The organism is Butyrivibrio sp. NATIVEDY162 (assembly GCF_045999815.1).
In the GTDB taxonomy this organism is placed as follows: domain Bacteria; phylum Bacillota; class Clostridia; order Lachnospirales; family Lachnospiraceae; genus Butyrivibrio.
The window spans coordinates 152,266-173,138 of record NZ_CP172573.1; the positions used below are offsets into that span (position 1 = coordinate 152,266).

Sequence of the window (20,873 nt, forward strand, 5' to 3'; positions counted from 1 at the left end):
CTGAGATAATAATGCGCTTTAAGGGGTTTGTTAAAGCTTCTGTGTATTTTGCTCAGTTCAATAAGTCAATACTATTGGAGGATTTTATATTATGCATATGGCAGATGCCCTCGTTTCACCTGCAGTTGCAGGAACTATGTATGTTTTATCGACCGGTGCGGCAGCTTATTCAATTAAGCAGGTAAGAGAGGAAAACGATCCTAAGAAAATACCGGTTATGGGAGTTATGGGAGCTTTTGTTTTTGCTACACAGATGCTCAACTTCACTATTCCAGGAACAGGATCTTCAGGACATCTTTGCGGAGGAATGATGCTCTCGGCCCTTCTTGGTCCTTATGCCGGATTTTTGACTATGATAGGAGTGTTGCTGGTTCAATGCCTGTTGTTTGCTGACGGAGGCTTGCTGGCTTTAGGGTGTAACATATGGAATATGGCATTTTACGGGTGCTTTATAGGTGCTCTTTTAATATGGAAACCTATTATGAAAACCGGAGCTTCAAGGGCTAAGATTATTATTTCATCTATTCTTGGCTGCGTACTTACACTTCAGCTCGGTGCGCTTTCAGTAAGCATGGAGACTCTTGCTTCAGGTATAACAGAGCTTCCTTTTTCTGTTTTTGTGGGCACCATGCAGCCCATCCATCTTGCTATCGGGGCAGTGGAAGGACTTATAACAGCAGCTGTGCTTATTTTTGTCAACGAAGCAAGACCTGAGCTTTTATGGGGAGTATCTGATGAAAAGGAAAGCAGACTTTCACTTAAGACTACAGTCATTGTACTTGGTGTGATCGCAGCTGTTTGCGGAGGAGTTGTTTCTCTTTTTGCTTCAGCTTTCCCGGATGGCCTTGAATGGTCAATGGAGAAGGTTGCAGGAACAACAGAACTAGAAGCACAGGGCGGTGCTTATGCCGTTGCTGAGAGTATACAGAGTGCTACATCTCTTCTTCCTGACTATGCATTTAAAAACAGTGAGAGTGTAGCAGGTACCAGCTTTTCAGGTATTGTGGGTGCTTTGGTTGTGGTGGCAATTCTTGTTGCAGCCTGCTATGCATTCAGATTTTTTAAGAAGAAAAATAAGGTTTAATGGATTCAATAGAAAAAAGGCTTCAGGAATTTCAAAAGATACAAGAATTATGGCAGCGTTCTCATTGGATGAATGATCTTCATCCTCTGGGAAAGCTGCTTATTAGCGTTTTATATATTTTTACAGTAGTTTCATTTGGTAAGTACGAAATAGCGCCACTTATTCTAATGTCTGTTTATCCAATATTTGGATTTATATTGGGAGAACTTTCTTTGAGAACAGGAATTTATCGTATGAGACTGATTCTTCCGCTAGTCATTTTTGTCGGAATACTAAACCCCTTTTTTGATAAAGAGATTCTTTTTTATATCGGTGAATGTGGAATAACTGGTGGCGTGATTTCTATGCTTACGCTGATGATGAAGGGATTTTATGCTGTTCTTGCGGCGTATATTCTAATAGCTACCACATCAATAGAGAAATTGTGCCAGGCACTCAGGATCATTCATGTTCCGAGAATCATCGTGATCGTTATCCTTTTAATAGAGAGATATTTTTATATAATGGGTGAAGAGGCAGATAGAATTGTTACCGCCTATAAGCTTCGCGCACCAAAGCAAAAGGGAATCCATTATAGTGCCTGGGGAACACTTGTTGGCATGTGGCTAATAAGAAGCATGGATCGAGCAGGAATTGTTTACGAAAGTATGCTTCTTCGCGGATTTAAGGGAGATTTTGATCAGGAAAAACTGAAAGCTAAGGCGATAGATTTTATTTATGCTTTTGCTTGGATATTGATATTTGTTATTATCAGACATGTGAAACTGTTTTAATAGGTTGCAGCAAGAAGAGCATCTGATCATTTTTTTATTCAGCATATTTTGTTATAATATAGCACCTGATAAATTTTTTTAAGCCTGTTGAAGCTTATGAATTTCAGAGAGGACTTAACATGCATACGGGAGTTCATGGAGAACTGCTTACAATTGAAAATTTGAATTTTTCATATGAAAAGAATCAGCAGATTTTATTTGATATAAACCTGCATGCACATGATGGCGAAAGCATAGGACTTATCGGCGCAAACGGTATAGGTAAGTCCACACTGTTAAAGCTTCTGGTGGGATTATATACTGACTATGATGGACGTCTTGAGGTTGCAGGGCATACAGTAAATAAGGCCAACCTTAACCATATAAGAGAACATATAGGCTATGTTTTTCAGGATTCTGACAGTCAGCTTTTTATGTCTACGGTTGAAGAAGATGTGGCATTTGGACCCAGAAACTATGGATTGTCCGAGGAAGAGGTTGAGAGGCGGGTGACTGAGGCACTTCACAGAGTGCATATCGAAAATCTCAGAAAAAAACAGAATTATAAGCTGTCCGGTGGAGAGAAGAAGCTATCGGCAATTGCAACTATATTGTCCATGAAACCCGATATAATACTTATGGATGAACCGTCTATTGCACTTGATCCAAGAAACAGACGCAATCTGATAGGTATTCTGAATGAATTGACCTGCCTTAAGATTGTGGCATCGCATGATCTGGATTTTATTATGGATACCTGTGAGAGAGTTGTTCTTTTGGATGATGGAAGAATAATGGCAGACGGAACGGCTGATGTTATACTTAAGGATAAGGAACTTCTCGAATCACATGGATTAGAGCTTCCACTCAGATTTCAGCATTAGAACATTTAGATAAAGGATGAGGATATAATGGATAATCATAAGCAAGAAGATCATGAGCATCATGAATATGGCCATCATGAGCATCATGAACATGAATACAGCCATCTTGAGCATGATCATAAGACGGATGGAACAGCTATTCACAGTCACGCACATTATCACTCTCCGGAGGAAAAGAAAAAGCAGCTAAACAGGCTGAGTAAAGCAATAGGCCATCTCAATCATGTCAAAATGATGATAGAAAATGACGAGGATTGCGCGGATGTTTTGATGCAGTTATCCGCAGTCAATTCAGCACTAAAGGGACTGGGAAAAGAGATAATAAATGAACATATGTCACACTGCATTGTACATGCTCTTGAAGATGGGGATATGACAGCAGTGGAAGAGTTTCAGAAGGCAGTCCAGAAATTTATATAATATAAACTACCTAAGGGATAAATGACATCAGGACTCCTCCCATAAATGGGTTCCTCCTCATGTCGTTTTACCGCAAGCGGTAACTCTTAGGTCGATAGAAGAGGAATTATTATGAGTAAGACAGCACTTATTGCCATGAGCGGTGGAGTTGACAGCAGCGTTGCGGCGGAACTTATGAAGGAGAAGGGCTTTTCATGCATAGGTTGTACAATGCGCCTATATGAAAATGATATGATAGGAGAGGATCTTTTTGGAACCTGTTGCAGCAAAAAAGACACTGATGATGCCAGGGCAGTTACCGAAAAGATAGGAATACCCTACCATATTTTTCATTATGAAAAAGAGTTTATAGATAATGTAATTGAACCATTTGTGTGCAGTTATGAGAGGGGGGAAACGCCAAACCCCTGTATCAGATGCAACAAATACCTGAAATTTGACATACTTTATAAAAAGGCTAAAGAACTTGACTGTGAATATATTGTCACAGGACATTATGCGAGAATCGAGGAGAAGGACGGACATTTTTACCTGAAAAAAGCTACAGACCTTAATAAGGATCAAAGCTATGTGCTCTATGACCTTACAGAGGAACAGCTTTCACATACCATGTTTCCCCTTGGAGAGTTTACCAAGACTGAAGCCAGACAGATCGCAGAGAATAATGAATTTGTTACTTCACATAAGAGTGACTCGCAGGACATTTGCTTTGTGCCTGATGGTGATTATGCTTCCATGATAAAACGCTACAGAGGAAATGACTATCCTGGCGGAGATATCGTGGATAAGGAAGGAAACGTCCTTGGTCATCACAATGGAATAATCAATTATACAATTGGACAGAGACGAGGACTTGGAGTCCCTGCTGACAGAAGGCTTTACGTTACAAGGCTTGATGTTGAAAACAATAGGGTTGTACTTTCTGATAACGAGGACCTCTTCGAGAAAGAGGTTATGGTCAGAGACTTTCACTGGATAACCGGTAAGATGCCGGAGGGCGATATAAGATGCAATGCAAAGATAAGATATAAACACAAAGAGCAGCCGGCTACTGTGACACTACCGAAGGAAGAAGGCGGTATTTGCAGAATACTTTTTGATGAGCCTCAGCGCGCTATAACCGCAGGGCAGTCTGCTGTACTTTACGATGGAGATGTGGTACTTGGAGGTGGCATTATAACAAAAAGCTTTTCATAACATTTCCAAAAATTCGTGTAAAAGTCTTCCTGTAAAGCCCCAGATAACAGGATATGTATCTTCATAGATCCACATATCATATTTTTGTATGTGCCATTCATAGGTATCTGCTCCGTCTGTTACCTTACGGTAAGGGAAATTATCAGGGGCAAATGTTCTTTTTTGCATTGGATAGCGCACGGGCGGATGATCCTTAAAATAAGACAAGGGATAAGTGAATACCTGATCCACTTCGGATGGAGAGTATGTCATATCATATTCATGCAGCAGGGCTACAAAGGGATATACCGCAGCTCCTGTGGGTCCAAACATGGGAGCCAGACTGCATAGAATATGAACTCCTTCAGATATTAGAAGTTCTTCTTTCAGTTCTCTTAAGGCAGCCTCCAGGGCAGATTCTCCCTTTTCAATCCGGCCACCCGGAAAGCATACTTCTCCCGGCTGAAAACGAAGGCTTTTTGAACGCACTGTGAAAACCACATTAACTTCACCAGAAATTTCAATTAAGGGGATTATCACAGCGCTACTCTTTTCAGGTATCAGAGATATTTTTTCAGTTTCTCTTAGTTTTGAAATCAGTTTTTCTACTTTCATGTCCTTATTATAATACCCGGGTTACAATATGTCGTCGAATATTAATTATTAAAACTAACTACATAAATTTTCCCGCAATAGATTATGTGTGTATAATAGATAAATAAATTGATATTTTCAGCAGTACAAATATATTAACTCAAGGAGAATCAGCATCATGGACAGAAATAGTACTATCATTAAAACAAGTATCATTGGAATAATAACAAACATATTATTAGCAGGATTTAAGGCAGTAGTCGGGATAATATCAGGTTCGATCGCTATTGTGCTTGATGCCGTGAACAATTTAAGTGATGCGCTCTCATCGGTGATTACTATTATAGGTACCAAGCTTGCGGGCAAAGAGCCTGATAAAAAGCATCCTCTTGGTTATGGTCGAATAGAGTATCTTAGTGCGGCACTAATATCTGTAATCGTTCTCTATGCAGGAATAACTTCTTTGGTGGAATCAGTAAAAAAGATAATAAGTCCTGAACTTCCTAATTATCAGGTTTCATCGCTTGTTATAGTTGTGGTGGCTGTTTTTGTCAAAATCATTCTTGGGACATATGTTAAGAAGGTGGGAGAGAAAGTTAATTCTGAATCACTTGTTGCTTCAGGTGAGGATGCCAAGCTTGATTCTGTTATCTCTGCTTCAACCTTTCTTGCAGCAATAGTATTTATTTTTACAAAGATAAGTCTTGAAGCATGGCTGGGCGCGATAATTTCTCTTGTAATAATAAAGGCAGGTCTTGAGATGCTCCGCGACAATCTGTCTCTGATACTTGGAGAGAGAGTAAATAACGAGCTTTCAGTTGAACTTAAAAAGACTATAGCCTCTTTTCCAGAAGTACAGGGAGCATATGATCTTCTTCTTCATAATTACGGGCCTGACAGATATATTGGTTCAGTGCATATCGAGGTTCCTGAGAATATTACAATTCCAAGGTTGGATCAGCTGCAAAGAGAAATTGTGTCCAAGGTATATGAGGAGCATGGAGTTGCTATAGAGGGAATAAGTATTTATTCACAGAATTCAGATAGTTCCAAAGCAGGAAAACTTAGAAATGAAATAGCAGGGAAAATTATTAAAAATCATGAGAATGTAAAGCAGATCCATGGATTTTATTTTGACGAGGTAAAGAATGAAGTGGCTTTTGACATGGTAGTTTCTTTTAAGGAAAAGGATAAGGATAAACTACATGACAATGTAATTGCCGAGTTAAAGGAAACATTTCCGCAATATAATTTCAATATCAATATGGACAGGGATTTTAGTGATTGATAAAACCCTTATTGTTCCTGTATTCATTTGGTGATTCATTTTTTAATCTTTTAAAGGCTTTTGAGAATGTGAAGGAATCGGAATAACCGACCAGAAATGCTATCTGGCCTATTGTTTCCGTTGTTTCAAGCAGCAGCTCGGAAGCCTTTTTTATGCGATAACTTGCAAGGTAGGACTGGGGAGTATAGCCTGTGGCATGTTTAAACAGACGTGTCAGATAACTCCTGTTTAAACCTACTGCTGTAGCAATCTCTTCAACCCCTATTGGCTCAGAATATTTAAGACGAATAAAATTAATTGCACTCTTTACATATGCCAGCCTGGGATCTATCTCATTGATAACGCGGTTTTGTGAGGTTTCGGTGATGCAGTCGAAAATTTCGTAAACTTTTGCGTAACAATAGCACTCCTTGTTACTGTTTTTGTATATATCTTCTATGCAGTCTGCAATTTTGGAAGCATCGGATGTTGGATAGAAAATTGGATTATCCAAAGTAATGCCTGCGTTGCCAAACAGCTCAAGAGTTCTTGGGCCATCAACATGAATCCAGGAATATTCCCAAGGATCTTCAGCGTCTGCCTCGTAGAATGCTTTACATCCTGCGGGAATCAGGAATCCCTGATTGCCGTGAATTTCAAATCTGTTATTGCCAATTTCAAGGTGTCCTTTTCCCGATAATACGTAATGAAAGATGGTTCTTGTTCTGACGATAGGGCCATAACTGTATCCAGGCCCGCATTTATAGCGCCCTACCTCAAACAGATAAAAGTCATTAGACTTGGTATAATCAACAAATTTGCATTTATCAACACCTGTTATAACCATTCTTATAAGTCTCCTCCAGGGTAATCATTCCATGTCACAAACTGACATGAAAAAATGGGATTTAGACATAAACATAAATCAACATCGTCCATATAATGATTTAAGTACTCACATAACATTATAAAAAGATTGTGAAGCGGGAGGCAAGATGGGAATTACATATAATGTGAATGGAAAACAGTTTCATCTTTTTAATGCCGAAATAAGCTATTTTCTCGGTATTTGTCCTGATGGCGAAGTCGGACAGCTCTATTTTGGTAAAAAGATAAATGAGAACCAGACGATAGCATATGGACAGACTAAGGGTGTTCGCCCTGTTTGTTGTAACACCAAGGAGGATGAGAATTATACAAAGGAGCTTGCAATGCTCGAATATCCTGCTTTTGGTAATGGCGATTTCAGAACACCTGCCTATGAGATAAGGCAGAGTAACGGTTCAAGAGTCACAAACCTGATATATAGAGAACATAGGATTTACAGTGGAAAGAAGCCGATAGAAGGACTTCCTGCATCTTATGCCAATACTGATGATGAAGCTACAACTCTCGAAATAGTATGTTTTGATGAAATTGCAAAGGTGGAGGTAACTTTATTTTATACAATCTGGGAGAAATATCCTGTCATATGCAGACATGCGAAAATAAATAACTTAGCAGATGACAGAGTAGTGATAACAAAGGCGCTTAGCATGTGCCTGGATCTGCCTGATTCCGACTACAACTGGCTACAGTTTGAAGGAGCCTGGGGGAGGGAGAGATATCCAGTAGAGAGATCACTTTCAAACGGGATAACCCAGATTGAGAGCATGCGGGGGCATTCCAGTGCCAACTACAATCCTTTTGTGATCGTAAAGAGAAAAAATACGGATGAGTTTATGGGAGAAGCCATAGGAATAAATTTCGTATACAGCGGTAATTTTGTGGCGGAGAGCGAAGCAGATACCTATGGAAAGTTAAGGCTGCTAATGGGAATCAATCCCAGATGGTTTGAATGGCCACTTGATAAGGGTGAGAGTTTTGAAACTCCGGAGGTGATAATTTCTTATTCGAAGGAAGGACTTAATAAGCTGAGTCAGAGTATACATGCATTTATGAATAACAATCTTGTCAGAGGCAGGTACAAGAATGCTCCCCGTCCGATTCTTCTTAATAATTGGGAAGCTACGGAAATGAATTTCAATGAGGAGAAAATATTAAAAATAGCGAAGAAGGGCAAGGAAGCAGGGGTAGAGCTCTTTGTTCTTGATGACGGATGGTTTGGCAAAAGGAATGACGATTATGCAGGTCTTGGAGACTGGTTTGTCAATAATAAAAAGCTGCCGGATGGGTTAAAGGGACTCTCAGAAAAAGTAAATGACCTTGGGCTTGATTTTGGTGTTTGGATTGAGCCAGAAATGGTGAATGAGGATTCAGATCTCTACAGAGCTCATCCCGACTGGGTGCTTGGCGCACCTGACAGGACAAGAACTTTAGGCAGACATCAGATGGTTCTCGATTTCTCCAAAAAAGAAGTTGTTGATAATATATACGAGCAGCTTTATGCCGCATTTTCAGAGGCCAATATAAGCTACATAAAATGGGATATGAACCGTTCAATTACCGAGTGCTATAGCCTTGGAGGAGATCCTTCAAAGGAGGGAATGGTTTACCACAAGTATATCATGGGAGTTTATGACCTGTATGAGAGACTTATAAAGGCTTTTCCGGATATTCTGTTTGAGTCATGCGCAAGCGGAGGCTCCAGATTCGATGCCGGAATACTCTACTATGCACCTCAGGCGTGGTGCTCTGATGATACCGATGCTCACGAGAGAATCAAAATACAGTACGGCACAAGCTATGGATATCCTGTATCTATGGTGGGAGCTCATGTATCTGCATCGCCAAACCTTCAGACAGGAAGAAATATACGAATAGATGAAAGGGCTGCCATTGCTTGCTTTGGAACTTTCGGATATGAGCTTGATCTTAATGAGATTTCTGATGAAGAATTTGACATGGTTAAGGAACAGATAAAATTCATGAAGGAATATCGCAGCCTTTTCCAGTATGGGAGTCTGTACAGACTTGAGTCACCTTTTAAAAAGAATATTTCTGCCTGGATGGTTGTTTCAAAGGACAAAGAAACATCTATAGTAGCGATTTATAAAAATCTAAAGACTCCAAATGTTGGCCAGATAAGAATAAGGCTGAAAGGACTTGATCCTGACGGAGTGTATAAGATAAACGATCAGAAGGAAGCATATGGTGACATTTTGATGGAAGGCGGCGTACAGTATCCTGAAGGTGACAATGAATGGTTCTTTGATGATGGGGATTTTTCATCAAGGATTTATGTATTAAAAAAGAATGTCACAAAATGACATGATTAGTTATTATTATTCCATTTAGTTAGCGGGCAAATATTTATATTATTACTTTAGTTTTTTGAGGAACATAAAAAACAAATAAAGGGAGGGTTTATTTATGAAAGTAAAAAAATTAGCAGCATTACTTATGAGTTCAGTCATGGCTATGTCACTTGCAGCATGTGGGGGATCAGGAGCAGCTGATACAGCTGAGCCTGCTGCAGCTAAGAGCACAGAGACAGCGGAATCTGCAGACACCGCTGAATCAACAGAAGAAGCTCAGTCCGAAGCCATGAAGGGCAGTGTTGAGGGAGAGCTTACCGTTTCAATCTGGGATGAGAACCAGAGACCGGGACTCCAGGAGATAATTGATGAGTGGTCAGCACAGTCAGGTGTAAAGGCTACAATTCAGGTTGTCGGATGGGATGATTATTGGACACTTCTGGAAGCTGGAGCTTCAGGCGGAGAACTTCCTGATGTATTCTGGATGCATTCAAATCAGGCTCAGAAGTATATGGAAAATGATATGCTCCTGGATCTTACAGATAAGATTGCAGCAAGCGACAAGATTGACATGGGTAATTACTATCAGGGTATTGTAAATCTGTATCAGAATGATGGAAAGCAGTATGCTGTTCCGAAGGATATTGATACAATCGCTCTTTGGTATAACAAGACTATATTTGATGAGATGGGTGTTGCTTATCCTGATGATACATGGACCTGGGATGATTTTGAAGATGCAGCTGCCAAGCTGACAAATGACGATCACTGGGGCTATGCAATTGCTCCTTCCAATAACCAGGATTCATTCTACAATACCGTTTATTCAATGGGCGGAGAAATTATCAGCGAGGACAAGAAGTCTTCCGGATATGATAAGCCGGGCACAATAAAGGCTATTCAGATGTTTGTAGATATGGTTAAGGCAGGCTCTTGCCCTGATCTTAACACAATTTCAGAGTCAGGCGCTGACGTTCTTTTCGAGTCAGGAAAGGTTGCCATGGTAACTCAGGGCTCATGGATGGTAGCAGCTTTTAAGGACAACGAATATACAGCAGAGAATTGTGATGTAGCAGTACTTCCCAAGGATGCTGAGACAGGCAAGAGAGTTTCTATCTACAACGGACTTGGATGGGCTGCAGCAGCAAATACCAAGAATCCTGATGCGGCATGGAGCCTCATTGAGTGGCTTGGCTCCAAAGAGATGCAGGAAAAGCAGGCAGAGCTTGGGGTAACAATGTCAGCATATGAAGGATGTTCAGATCTTTGGGTAAACTGCACTGATAAATTTGATCTTAACGGTCACATGAAAATGCTTGATGCAGACCTTGTTTTCAGACCTTATTCCAAGTACACAACAGTGTGGGAAGATATGCAGACTGAGAAGCTTAAGGAAGCATGGACAGGTGAAAAGACTGTTGAGGACGTTTGCAAAGAGATTTGTGACAGTATGAATCAGACACTTAGCGAAGAGTAACATCATCAATAATGAAGATATTGAGTTAAAAAGCAAGAGTAGGAGAGAGATTCTTTCTCCTACTCTGTGTTTAAAGGGATGGAAAGGCTGATAATTATGGCAGGAAGCAAAATGACACCAAGAGAAAAAAGTGAATTTATTTGGGGATGGCTTTTTATTATTCCAACAATGGTGGGACTCATTGTATTAAATATTATTCCCATTTTTTCGACGATATACCAGAGCTTTTTTAAAACAGGCGATTTCGGAAAAGGGAATATATTTGTGGGACTAAATAATTATGCAAAGGTATTTTCAGACACTGAGGTTTGGCAGGCCCTGTGGAACACAGTAAAATATGCGGTAGTAGAGGTGCCGATATCGATTGCCATTTCTCTGGTCCTTGCAGTTTTCCTTAACGGTAGGATAAAGGGGAAGGGAACATTTAGAACTATTTTCTTCTTACCTATGGTTGCTGCACCTGCAGCAATAGCAATGGTATGGCGCTGGCTCTACAACTCGGAATTTGGTCTTTTGAATCATATCATTCCGGGAAAAACAAATTGGATATCCAATCCGAATATCGCTATTTATTCAATAGCAGTAATTGGAATCTGGTCCATTATCGGATATAACATGGTTCTGTTTTTGGCAGGACTTCAGGAGGTTCCAAAGGACTTCTACGAAGCAGCAGCAATTGACGGTGCTTCAGGTGTTCAACAGTTTTTCAATATTACTGTACCGCTTATTTCGCCGACTATATTCTTTGTTCTTGTAACAAGAGTGATAGCTGCGATGCAGGTATTCGATGTTATTTATATGGTAATTGATAACAACAATCCGGCCTTAAAAAAGACACAATCCCTTGTTTGCCTGTTCTATAAATACTCATTTACACAGAGTAATAAGGGATACGGATCTACAGTTGTGGTAGTCCTTCTGATGGTAATTCTTGCGCTTACAGTGTTACAGATGTTGGGTCAGAAGAAATGGGTTCACTATAATTAAAGGAAACTAAGGAAAAGGTGTGAAATAATGGAACGAAATAAAAACAGGATTTTAATATATATAATACTCGCTATCATGTCCTTTATTATGCTGGTACCCTTCGCCTGGATGATACTTACTGCATTTAAGACAGTTGGAGAATCTACTCAGATGGATCCTTTTGTGATTTTTCCCTCAAAGTGGAGAGTGGACAATTTTCGCGAGGTTATGAATAATGTGAACTTTGTAAAGCTTTATTACAATACTATTATGATGATCATACTTAGAGTGCTTTGCGCTGTCCTTACTGCAACTCTTGCCGGATATGCTTTTGCCAGACTTAATTTTTTCGGGAAAAACTTCATGTTCGGCCTGGTTCTCTTCCAGATGATGATACCTTCACAGATTTTCATCATACCCCAGTATGTAATGGTAAGTAAGCTGGGATGGACTAATTCCATGATGGGACTTTTGTTCCCGGGACTTGTATCCGCCTTCGGAACATTCCTTTTAAGACAGGCGTATATGGGGCTTCCGAGGGAACTGGAAGAAGCAGCAAGACTAGATGGTTGTAATATAGGCCAGACATTTTTATTTATCATGGCACCTCTTACTAAATCATCTATGGTTGCACTTGGTATCTTCACTGCAGTATTTGCTTATAAAGATCTTATGTGGCCGATGATAGTTTGCCCTGATACAAATAAGACAACGCTTGCAAGTGCACTTTCCAAGATGCAGGGACAGTTCTCTTCGAATTATCCGCAGCTTATGGCTGCAGCACTTATAGCATGTCTTCCAATGATCATTATATATGTGTTCTTCCAGAAACAGTTCATTGAAGGTATTGCTACGTCAGGCGGAAAGCTTTAATTAAATGTGTTAAGGATTTATGGTGTATATATTTTGAGTATTTCATAAGTAAGTGATTGTTTTTAAAAAGACGCATCTTCCAGGTACATGGGGTGTGTCTTTTTTGTAAGTAGAAAGAAAATTATAAAAAAAGCATAAATTTGATATAACCTCTTTCTTAAAATCTATAGGATAAATTTACAAAAAGATTTTTGGAAGGAGAAGGACATGAATAACAAAAAATGGGGAAGAATACTGGCTATGGCAATGGCAACTGCCTTGACAGTAACAAATGTTCCGCTTTCTGCAAGTGCTGAGGAAGAGCCTGTAGAAGACAGCGGAAACGGTTCTGAAGGCGATGGCTATTCACTGGTATGGAGTGATGAGTTTGACGGTGACAGCTTGAACACAGATGACTGGAACGTTGAAGAGCATGAACCCGGGTGGGTAAATTCAGAGTGGCAAAGATACACCTCTCTTGATGAGGGCAACATCAAGGTTGAGGACGGTGCGCTTCATATTATTCCAAAGTATACTTCATCTGAGGATGGGGAGGAGACCGGAGATGAGCAGAGTACAGAGAAGAGCTTTGAGAATTTCAGCATAGAAGTTAATGTTGGTGAAGATAAGCCGGAAACTGATACTATTGCACTTCAGATCAACTTTGGAAAGATAAACGGAGAATCAGACTTTCCGGATAATATTGAAGCACTTGCTTCAGAAGCAGAGGTGACTCTTAAGAATATTTCCCTTACAGATGAAACAGATGGAAGTGAAAACCTTCTGAAAAGTGTAAACTTTGAAAATTCAGAGGATTGGAACCTTGGCATCACAGATCCTGCCAAAGGAACAGGAACATTTGGCGATGGGGAAGCAAACATTAAAATTGATAATGCAGGCGATGCTAACTGGAATATCCAGCTGCAGCAGGATGGAATAAGGCTTATTCCCGGACATAAATATGTATTTTCCATGGACGCAGCATCAGATATTGACCGCGTGGCAGAAGTAAGCTTGTTAGATCCTGCCAATGGCTATAACTGGTATGGCGGAGGAAAGGTTCTCATAAAGGGAAGCGGTGCTTCGGAAAATGTGCCTTCAGGAGAAAGCGAGATTACATCAGGCAGAATCAATACTCAGGGCAAACATGATTTCAAATACGGCCGCTTTGAAGCAAGAGCAAAGGTGCCTGTAGGTGACGGCTTTCTTCCTGCATTCTGGCTTATGGCTACAGATGAACAGTTCTATGGCCAGTGGCCTAAGTGCGGTGAAATTGACATTATGGAGGTTATGGGACAGGAAACAAATAAGTCCTACCATACTATTCATTATGGCTATGATCAGGGCAGCGGACATAACCAGAATCAGGGAACAAAAACTCTTCAGGAAGGCAGCTTCTCAGATGATTACCATGATTTTGTGTTGGACTGGGAGCCCGGCAAGATGACATGGTATGTTGATGGCGAGCAGGTTTATGAGACAAGCGACTGGTATACAGGAACAGATGACGATAACCAGGTTACTTATCCTGCACCATTTGATCAGGACTTCTACATTATTCTGAACCTGGCAGTTGGCGGATCATGGGTAGGTAATCCTGACCTTGAAGCAATCAACGGCAAAGAATTCGCCGTTGATTATGTAAGAGTTTATCAAAAGGATGAAAGCGTATATGAACAGGGCGAAAATGAGGCTACAAGACCTGAAAAGGAACCTGTTACATACAGAGAAGCTGATTCAGAGGGCAATTACGTTCTTGATGGAACCTTCAATGCAGGTGTAGGTAAAGACGCTGATGACGCTGCAAAGAACGGCTGGGTATTACATTTTGAACCTGACGCAAAGGATTCGACAGCAACTGTAAATAATAATGAAGTAACTGTAACACCTTCATCCGAGGGAAAAGAAACTCACAGTATTCAGCTTAAGCAGGCCGGAATTCCAATGTATAAAGGATGGGAGTACGAGCTCTCCTTTGATGCATACAGCACTGAGGACAGAAAGATTGTCATTGATGTGGAAGGTCCTGACAGAGGCTGGACAAGATACATGCAGGATACTGTTTATGCTATAGGAACTGCAGAGCAGCATTATACATATAATTTCACTATGAATGAGAAAACAGATCCCAATGGTTCTCTTGAGTTTAATCTTGGAAAACAGGGTTCACTTGCACCTGTAATTATAAAAAATGTTAAGCTGGTTCATGTGTCCGGAGAAGAGGTTGCCGATGAGAACGAGAAGGTTATTCGTCCCGACGGAAACTATGTATATAACGGCTCCTTTGATCAGGGTGACAAGAGACTTGGCTACTGGGAATTTGATGAAGAGGATGCAGCACAGATCTCTGTAACAAATAAAAAGAATGACAGACAGCTCATGGTTAAGGTAGAGGTTCCGGAAGGTGCTTCAGAGGCTAATCCCGTAGCGATTTCACAGACAGAGCTTGCACCTCTTGTCAAGGGGCAGTATGAGCTTACTTTCAGCGCTTTTCATAATGAAGGAGAGGCTGACGGCCTTAAAGTAAATGTGGTAGGAGAGGAATTTATTCCTGCACTTACAAGCGAGAAGACAAGCTTTAGTAAGGTGATCACACTTGATAAAAACCTTACAAGGGAAGAATCCGGAATAGAATTTGTATTTACAAAACCGGGAACATACTACCTTGACGACGTATTTTTAACAGAAAATGCACTTCTTAAAAACGGATCATTTGATGCAGGCCTTGCCGGCTGGTCGCCTTATATAGATGGTGCTGCAAAGGCAAACTATGTAATAGACAGCATGAACGGCAATGATAATGCATTTGCCATAACTATAGAGGACACCGGGAAAGACAATGACTGGTACATACAGCTCAACCAGGATGGCTTAAAGCTTGAAGAGGGCAAGTATTACTATATAGCTTTCAAGGCGAAGACAGATATGGAAAGAACAATCAAGTACAGTCTTCAGCAAAATGGCGGCGAATGGACCAATTATAGTAATACCGGTGAGATAATGCTTGAAAGCGAATGGAATGAATTTACTCATGCATTCCAGATGACCAACGCTACAGATAACAATACAAGATTCAATATTACATTTGGCGCTCTTGGGGGAAACAGAATAGAGAGAAAGCACAACATCTATATTGATGATATTGTTCTCACAGAGCTTACAAAGGAGGAGTTTGACAAGATAAATGGTGAAACTCAGCCTACAGAAGAACCTACAGAAGAGCCTGCTGAGGCTCCCGGAAAAGAGCCTGAGAATAAGCCTTCTCAGGAAAATCCTGAAAAGCCTGCACAAACAGGTAATGAGAGTCAGAATGTTTCAAAGTCTGAAGTGACTGCTCCGGTTACCCAGACAGATAAAGCTGATAATTCAGGGATTCAGACAAAGGTTAACAATAACGGTAAGGCAGACAAAGGAGAAATAAGAGTAACAAAGAGCGCTGTATACAAGATCATTGGCAAAAATAAGGCAGGCTACAGAATCAATCCCAATTCTGACAAAAAGAATGTGACAGTTCCTTCATCAGTGGTTGTTGACGGCGCTAAGGTAAAAGTAACAAAGCTTGTAAATAACGCCTTTAAGGGAAATAAAAAACTCAAGAAGGTAACACTTGGAAAAAATATAGTTACTATCGGAAAAGGTGCATTCAAAGGCTGTAAAAAGCTTAGAAGCATTACTGTTAAGGGCGATAAGCTCGCTAAGGTGGAGAAATCTGCCTTTAAGGATTGCAAACTTGGCAAAAACTTCAAAGTTATTATAAGTGCCAAGGATGATGCAAGCTATGACAAGGTTGTTAAGCTGTTTAAGGATGCAGGACTTACAGACGTATCCTTTATACGTAAATAACAACTTTTCATATATTTCTTTTTCATATAACTCCCTATAAAAAACGCAAGAGCACTTTGGCTTATGGCTAAAGTGCTTTTTGCATAAATAAAATATAAATCTTTTATTAAACTTGATGGTTAAGCGAACAAATATATATGTATAGGTGATATTATTTCATTATAAATCAATATATTAAAATGCCATTTTATATATATGAGAGGGATTGATATGAGTAATAATAAAGAGAAGAGAGGCAGAAAAAAACAGATGATAGCAACACTTATGATCAGACTGTTACCTGTTCAGATACTATTTGCTGCTGTCGGACTTATTAACTCTATAATATCAAGCTATTTTGCATCCAACTATGTCGGGGTTGATGCTATGTGTGCCGTAGGTTTGTATGGTCCCCTGCAATTGTTTGTTGGCGCTATCAGTACCATCTTTTTAGGAGGTGCTGCTCTTGTATGTGGAAAGTATATAGGACAAAGTGACAGGGATGAAGTTCAGGGTGTTTTTACGTTTGATATGATCGTATGTTTTTTTATCTCTGTATTCTTCACAGTAGTATTACTGGTTTTGGGTGTATATGATCTGACAGGCATTTTTTCATCAGACCCTGTGGTAAGACCTTTATTTAACAGGTACATCATAGGACAGGCTGTTGGTATTATACCTTATATTCTTGGAAATCAGCTTACGGTTTTTCTTTCTCTTGAAAACAAACAGAAACTATCTGTTGTGGCAAGCTCTATATTCGTAGTATCAAACCTTTTTTTCAATTATCTTTTCGTACAGGTTCTGGGATGGGAGGCATTCGGTCTTTCATTCGCTGCATCTCTGGGACTTTGGCTGTTCTGCATAATTGAATTGTTATATTTCATTTCAGGCAAGTCTTACATCAGCTTTGCTTTTAATAAAATGAAGATCAGTTTCGGAAAGGAGATAATCTCAAAGGGCTTTCCCGGAGCATTATCCAGCATTTATCAGACAGCGCGTGGATTTTTAGTTAATTATCTTATACTGACATATGTTGGGAGCATAGGTGTTTCTGCATTTGCCACCGCAAATAATTTTATGAATCTGTTCTGGTCGGTTCCCGCAGGAATGCTTGCCGTATCACGTCTTCTTATAAGTATTGGAATGGGTGAAGAGGACAGACATGCTCTTACTTCAGTAATGAAATTTATGTTTACAAGATACCTTGCTATGCAGGCAGTTATCAGCTTGGGAATAGTAATGTTCAGTATCCCAATTACCGGAATATTCTATCAGGATCCGTCAGATCCGGTATTTATGATGACTGCATGGGGCTTTAGGATTCTTCCTTTGTGTATGCCATTTTCTATTATATGTATGCACTTTACATGTTACGGTCAGGCTGCTTCCAAGCATGTTCTCATAAATATTCTGGCTGCAGTTGATGGTGTTCTCGGTGTTGGTGTCTGCTCAATCCTCCTTATTAAGCAGCTTGGATTAAATGCGATTTATATTGCAAATGTGCTTAACGGAGTTATTACAACGATAATTATTATTCTGTATTCCATTCTGAATAATAAACGTATAGCACGAACTATGGCAGATCTCATGGTAATTCCGGATGACTTTGGAGTAGTAGATGATGATGTTATGGAAATCGTAGTTACAGGAATAGATGAGGTCTCAAAAGTGTCACAGGAGATTCAGACTTTCTGTGAGCAAAGAGGAGTAGACCACAAGAGAGCCATGCTTGCAGGGCTTGCAATGGAAGAAATGGCAGGAAATGTAGTGGAGCATGGATTTAACAAAGATAAGAGAAAACATTCAGTAGATATCAAAACTATCTATAAAGATGGTGATGTGACGCTTAGAATCAAAGATGACTGTATCGCCTTTGACCCTGCCAGCAGAAACGGCATAGACGATACAGAAGATCTTACTAAAAACATTGGTATCAGAATGATCTATAAAATGGCCAATGACGTGAGCTACCTTAATGTATTGGGACTTAATGTCCTGGCTATAAAAATATAATTACTATTTCCAGGTTGTCCCATAGTAGGTCTCTCTGTATTTCTTGGGTGTCATTCCGGTTTCCTCGAAGAAGAGCTTGCTGAAATGACTCTGCGATGAGAATGAAAGATAGTTGGAGATATCTATTATGGGATAATCGCTGAATCTAAGAAGGTTTTTTGCCTTATCCAGCTTTACATTCCTGATATAGTCACTGGGAGATATACCCAGTTCTTCCTTAAAAAGTCTTGAAATATGACTTGTGGAGGTCTTTAAATAATCTGCAAGATCTTCAATGGTAATGCGGTCTATTACGTGTGCATAAATATAGTTGAGACATTCGTTTGTTGTTCTCGACAGATTTGCATTTTGACGAAGATCCGTCATGCGTACAGTGTAATCCATTACCATTCGAGCATGGAGTTCACATAATTCATCAATGGACCTGATATCATCAAGCTGCTGAATATAAAAATCGCTGAGCCTGAAAGCTCGCTCCATCTCCATACCTTTTTCGGTACAGATTCTGGTTATAAGGGCAACACTGACAACAAAATGATATTTCAGATTCTGAAGCGGATCTTTTGAGAGCGTGCCTTTTCCATTAGAGTCCAGAAAGCGGTGACTGTCTATATTTTCCTGTACGGCTTCTATATCGCCGCTTGCTACGCTTTGATAGAACATGTACTCGTCATTTTGAGGTACATGAATAACTTCATTTTCAGATAGCTTTATTTCGTTTTCTTCCCAGGCCTTATGAAAATCCATGATATTTCTTCACCTTGTCGTTTTATATTTTCTTGATATTGCCATACTATTATACATGTATATAAAGCGATAAGTAAGATGAGTTTTATAAGGAAAATATGATAAAATATTAATGGTTTTAAAAAGATGATTCAGAGCCGGATAAAGTATTCATTCCGGCAAACAGAGAAAAAAGTGGGAGAGTAAAAATATGAGCGAAGAGAGGGGGAGCTTTGGCTCCAGACTTGGTTTTATTCTTGTCAGTGCAGGATGTGCGATAGGAATTGGTAATGTATGGAAATTCCCGTATGTTACAGGTGCAAATGGCGGAGCAGTTTTTGTATTATTCTATCTGCTGTTTCTGGTTATCATGGGTATTCCGGTAATGACTATGGAGCTCGCTATCGGTCGTGCCAGCGGGAAGACAGTGGTAATGGGGTATAAAAAGCTGGAAAAGGAAGGGCAGAAGTGGCATATCCACGGCTGGCTCTGTATTATCGGCTGTTACCTTCTGATGATGTATTACACAACAGTATCCGGCTGGATGGTGGATTATTTCTTTAAATTTGCCTCGGGACAGTTTTCAGGAATCAAGCCTGAAAATGTGGGTGAACTTTTTAATCAGATGCTCGCTGACCCTGAAGAGATGGGAATATTCATGGCACTTACGGTTATATTCGGATTTGCTGTTTTGAGCCTCGGAGTTGCTGACGGACTTGAGAGAGTTAACAAGATTATGATGATAGGGTTACTTGCCCTTATTATTGTTCTTGCAGGACATTCACTGACGCTGAGTAATGCAGCGGAAGGCGTAAAATTCTATCTGCTTCCCGACTGGAACAAGGCTATGTCTGTAGGACTTGGCAAGGTTATCAGTGCAGCAATGAATCAGGCATTTTTTACGCTTAGTCTGGGAATTGGTGCGATAGAGATTTTCGGAAGTTATATGTCCAAAGACCATACCATTACAGGTGAAGCCATAAGAATTTGTGTCCTTGATACATTTGTTGCATTTATTTCGGGACTTATTATCTTCCCCGCGTGCTTTAGCTACAATGTTGAGCCAAGTCAGGGACCATCGCTCATATTCATAACACTTCCGAGAGTATTTATGAATATGAAAATGGGTAGAATGTGGGGAACTCTGTTCTTTGTATTTATGACTTTTGCAAGTTTTTCCACTGTTACAGCGGTATTTGAGAACCTGGTTGCTTTTTTGTCAGATAATCTGGGATGGAGCAGAGGAAAATCTATTTTGGTGAATTGCATCTTCATACTGGTTGCAAGCCTTCCATGTGTTCTGGGGTATAACCTGTGGAGTGATCTTCACATCATAGGGGCAAGAGATGTTCTTGATTCTGAGGACTTTATAGTAAGTAACATACTACTTCCTATGGGATCGCTGATATTCCTTATGTTCTGTACCACAAAATTCGGATGGGGATTTGACAAATACCTGGAGGAGACAAACACCGGAAAAGGTAAGATAATGCCCGGAATATTTAAGAACTACTTTAAGTTTGTTCTTCCGGTTTTGATTTTTATAATTCTTATACAGGGAATCATTGCATAAATAAAAGAGCCGCTTTATGGGGAATATCACGACAACCTCATTTTGCGGCTCTTAAATATTCAGGTGT

16 protein-coding genes are annotated in these 20,873 nt (G+C 40.0%); 13 read left to right on the forward strand and 3 right to left on the reverse strand.

All coding sequences use genetic code 11. The annotated features are described in order from the left end of the window. Positions 1-91 precede the first annotated feature (91 nt). From ACHCNF_RS00540 to mnmA, 5 genes are all read left to right on the forward strand, one after another. Positions 92-1,084, forward strand: coding sequence for an energy-coupling factor ABC transporter permease (locus ACHCNF_RS00540; RefSeq protein ID WP_408070852.1), 993 nt, complete (start codon positions 92-94; stop codon positions 1,082-1,084). Continuing rightward, positions 1,084-1,857 carry a cobalt ECF transporter T component CbiQ gene (cbiQ, locus tag ACHCNF_RS00545; protein ID WP_408070853.1) on the forward strand — a complete coding sequence of 258 codons (774 nt, stop codon included), beginning with the start codon at positions 1,084-1,086 and terminating at the stop codon, positions 1,855-1,857. Before ACHCNF_RS00540 ends, cbiQ begins: the two co-directional genes overlap by 1 nt. Before the next feature lie 119 nt (positions 1,858-1,976). Beyond that, the gene (locus ACHCNF_RS00550) at positions 1,977-2,720 is read left to right on the forward strand and encodes an energy-coupling factor ABC transporter ATP-binding protein (protein ID WP_408070854.1); all 744 of its coding nucleotides are present in this window, start codon (positions 1,977-1,979) and stop codon (positions 2,718-2,720) included. A gap of 27 nt (positions 2,721-2,747) precedes the next feature. Beyond that, positions 2,748-3,140: a metal-sensitive transcriptional regulator gene (locus ACHCNF_RS00555; RefSeq protein ID WP_408070855.1), complete on the forward strand. Its 393-nt coding sequence runs from the start codon at positions 2,748-2,750 to the stop codon at positions 3,138-3,140. Positions 3,141-3,251: 111 nt separating this feature from the next. Beyond that, positions 3,252-4,337, forward strand: coding sequence for a tRNA 2-thiouridine(34) synthase MnmA (gene mnmA / locus ACHCNF_RS00560; protein ID WP_408070856.1), 1,086 nt, complete (start codon positions 3,252-3,254; stop codon positions 4,335-4,337). Here mnmA and ACHCNF_RS00565 read toward each other — a convergent pair. Beyond that, positions 4,332-4,931 (reverse strand): NUDIX hydrolase, encoded by a 600-nt coding sequence (locus ACHCNF_RS00565; protein ID WP_408070857.1) that lies wholly within the window; start codon positions 4,929-4,931, stop codon positions 4,332-4,334. The genes mnmA and ACHCNF_RS00565 overlap by 6 nt on opposite strands. Positions 4,932-5,088: 157 nt before the next feature. Between ACHCNF_RS00565 and ACHCNF_RS00570 the strand changes: the two genes are divergently transcribed. Then, a complete protein-coding gene (locus ACHCNF_RS00570; RefSeq protein WP_408070858.1) occupies positions 5,089-6,198 on the forward strand; it encodes a cation diffusion facilitator family transporter in 1,110 nt (369 codons plus the stop codon). Here the strand turns inward: ACHCNF_RS00570 and ACHCNF_RS00575 are convergent. Further along, a complete protein-coding gene (locus tag ACHCNF_RS00575) occupies positions 6,188-7,024 on the reverse strand; it encodes an AraC family transcriptional regulator (protein ID WP_408070859.1) in 837 nt (278 codons plus the stop codon). The two genes, ACHCNF_RS00570 and ACHCNF_RS00575, sit on opposite strands and share 11 nt — an antisense overlap. 148 nt (positions 7,025-7,172) lie before the next feature. Here ACHCNF_RS00575 and ACHCNF_RS00580 point away from each other — a divergent pair, with 148 nt between their 5' ends. The 6 genes from ACHCNF_RS00580 to ACHCNF_RS00605 all read left to right on the forward strand — a co-directional run bounded on the left by ACHCNF_RS00580 (position 7,173) and on the right by ACHCNF_RS00605 (position 18,507). Then, on the forward strand, positions 7,173-9,386 hold the full coding sequence (locus ACHCNF_RS00580) for an alpha-galactosidase (RefSeq protein ID WP_408070860.1): 2,214 nt from the start codon (positions 7,173-7,175) through the stop codon (positions 9,384-9,386). Between the two features lie 103 nt (positions 9,387-9,489). Then, positions 9,490-10,851 (forward strand): ABC transporter substrate-binding protein, encoded by a 1,362-nt coding sequence (locus tag ACHCNF_RS00585; RefSeq protein WP_408070861.1) that lies wholly within the window; start codon positions 9,490-9,492, stop codon positions 10,849-10,851. A gap of 96 nt (positions 10,852-10,947) precedes the next feature. Continuing rightward, a complete protein-coding gene (locus tag ACHCNF_RS00590) occupies positions 10,948-11,838 on the forward strand; it encodes a carbohydrate ABC transporter permease (RefSeq protein ID WP_408070862.1) in 891 nt (296 codons plus the stop codon). A gap of 27 nt (positions 11,839-11,865) precedes the next feature. Continuing rightward, complete coding sequence (locus ACHCNF_RS00595; protein ID WP_408070864.1) at positions 11,866-12,690, forward strand: carbohydrate ABC transporter permease; 825 nt, start codon at positions 11,866-11,868, stop codon at positions 12,688-12,690. Positions 12,691-12,897: 207 nt separating this feature from the next. After that, the gene (locus tag ACHCNF_RS00600) at positions 12,898-16,512 is read left to right on the forward strand and encodes a carbohydrate binding domain-containing protein (RefSeq protein WP_408070866.1); all 3,615 of its coding nucleotides are present in this window, start codon (positions 12,898-12,900) and stop codon (positions 16,510-16,512) included. Positions 16,513-16,722: 210 nt separating this feature from the next. Beyond that, positions 16,723-18,507: an MATE family efflux transporter gene (locus tag ACHCNF_RS00605; RefSeq protein WP_408070867.1), complete on the forward strand. Its 1,785-nt coding sequence runs from the start codon at positions 16,723-16,725 to the stop codon at positions 18,505-18,507. A gap of 3 nt (positions 18,508-18,510) precedes the next feature. Here ACHCNF_RS00605 and ACHCNF_RS00610 read toward each other — a convergent pair whose 3' ends face one another. After that, the gene (locus ACHCNF_RS00610; protein ID WP_408070868.1) at positions 18,511-19,254 is read right to left on the reverse strand and encodes a helix-turn-helix transcriptional regulator; all 744 of its coding nucleotides are present in this window, start codon (positions 19,252-19,254) and stop codon (positions 18,511-18,513) included. Between the two features lie 190 nt (positions 19,255-19,444). On the opposite strand from ACHCNF_RS00610, the gene ACHCNF_RS00615 reads away from it, so the two are divergent. Further along, positions 19,445-20,806 (forward strand): sodium-dependent transporter, encoded by a 1,362-nt coding sequence (locus ACHCNF_RS00615; protein ID WP_408070869.1) that lies wholly within the window; start codon positions 19,445-19,447, stop codon positions 20,804-20,806. Positions 20,807-20,873 lie beyond the last annotated feature (67 nt).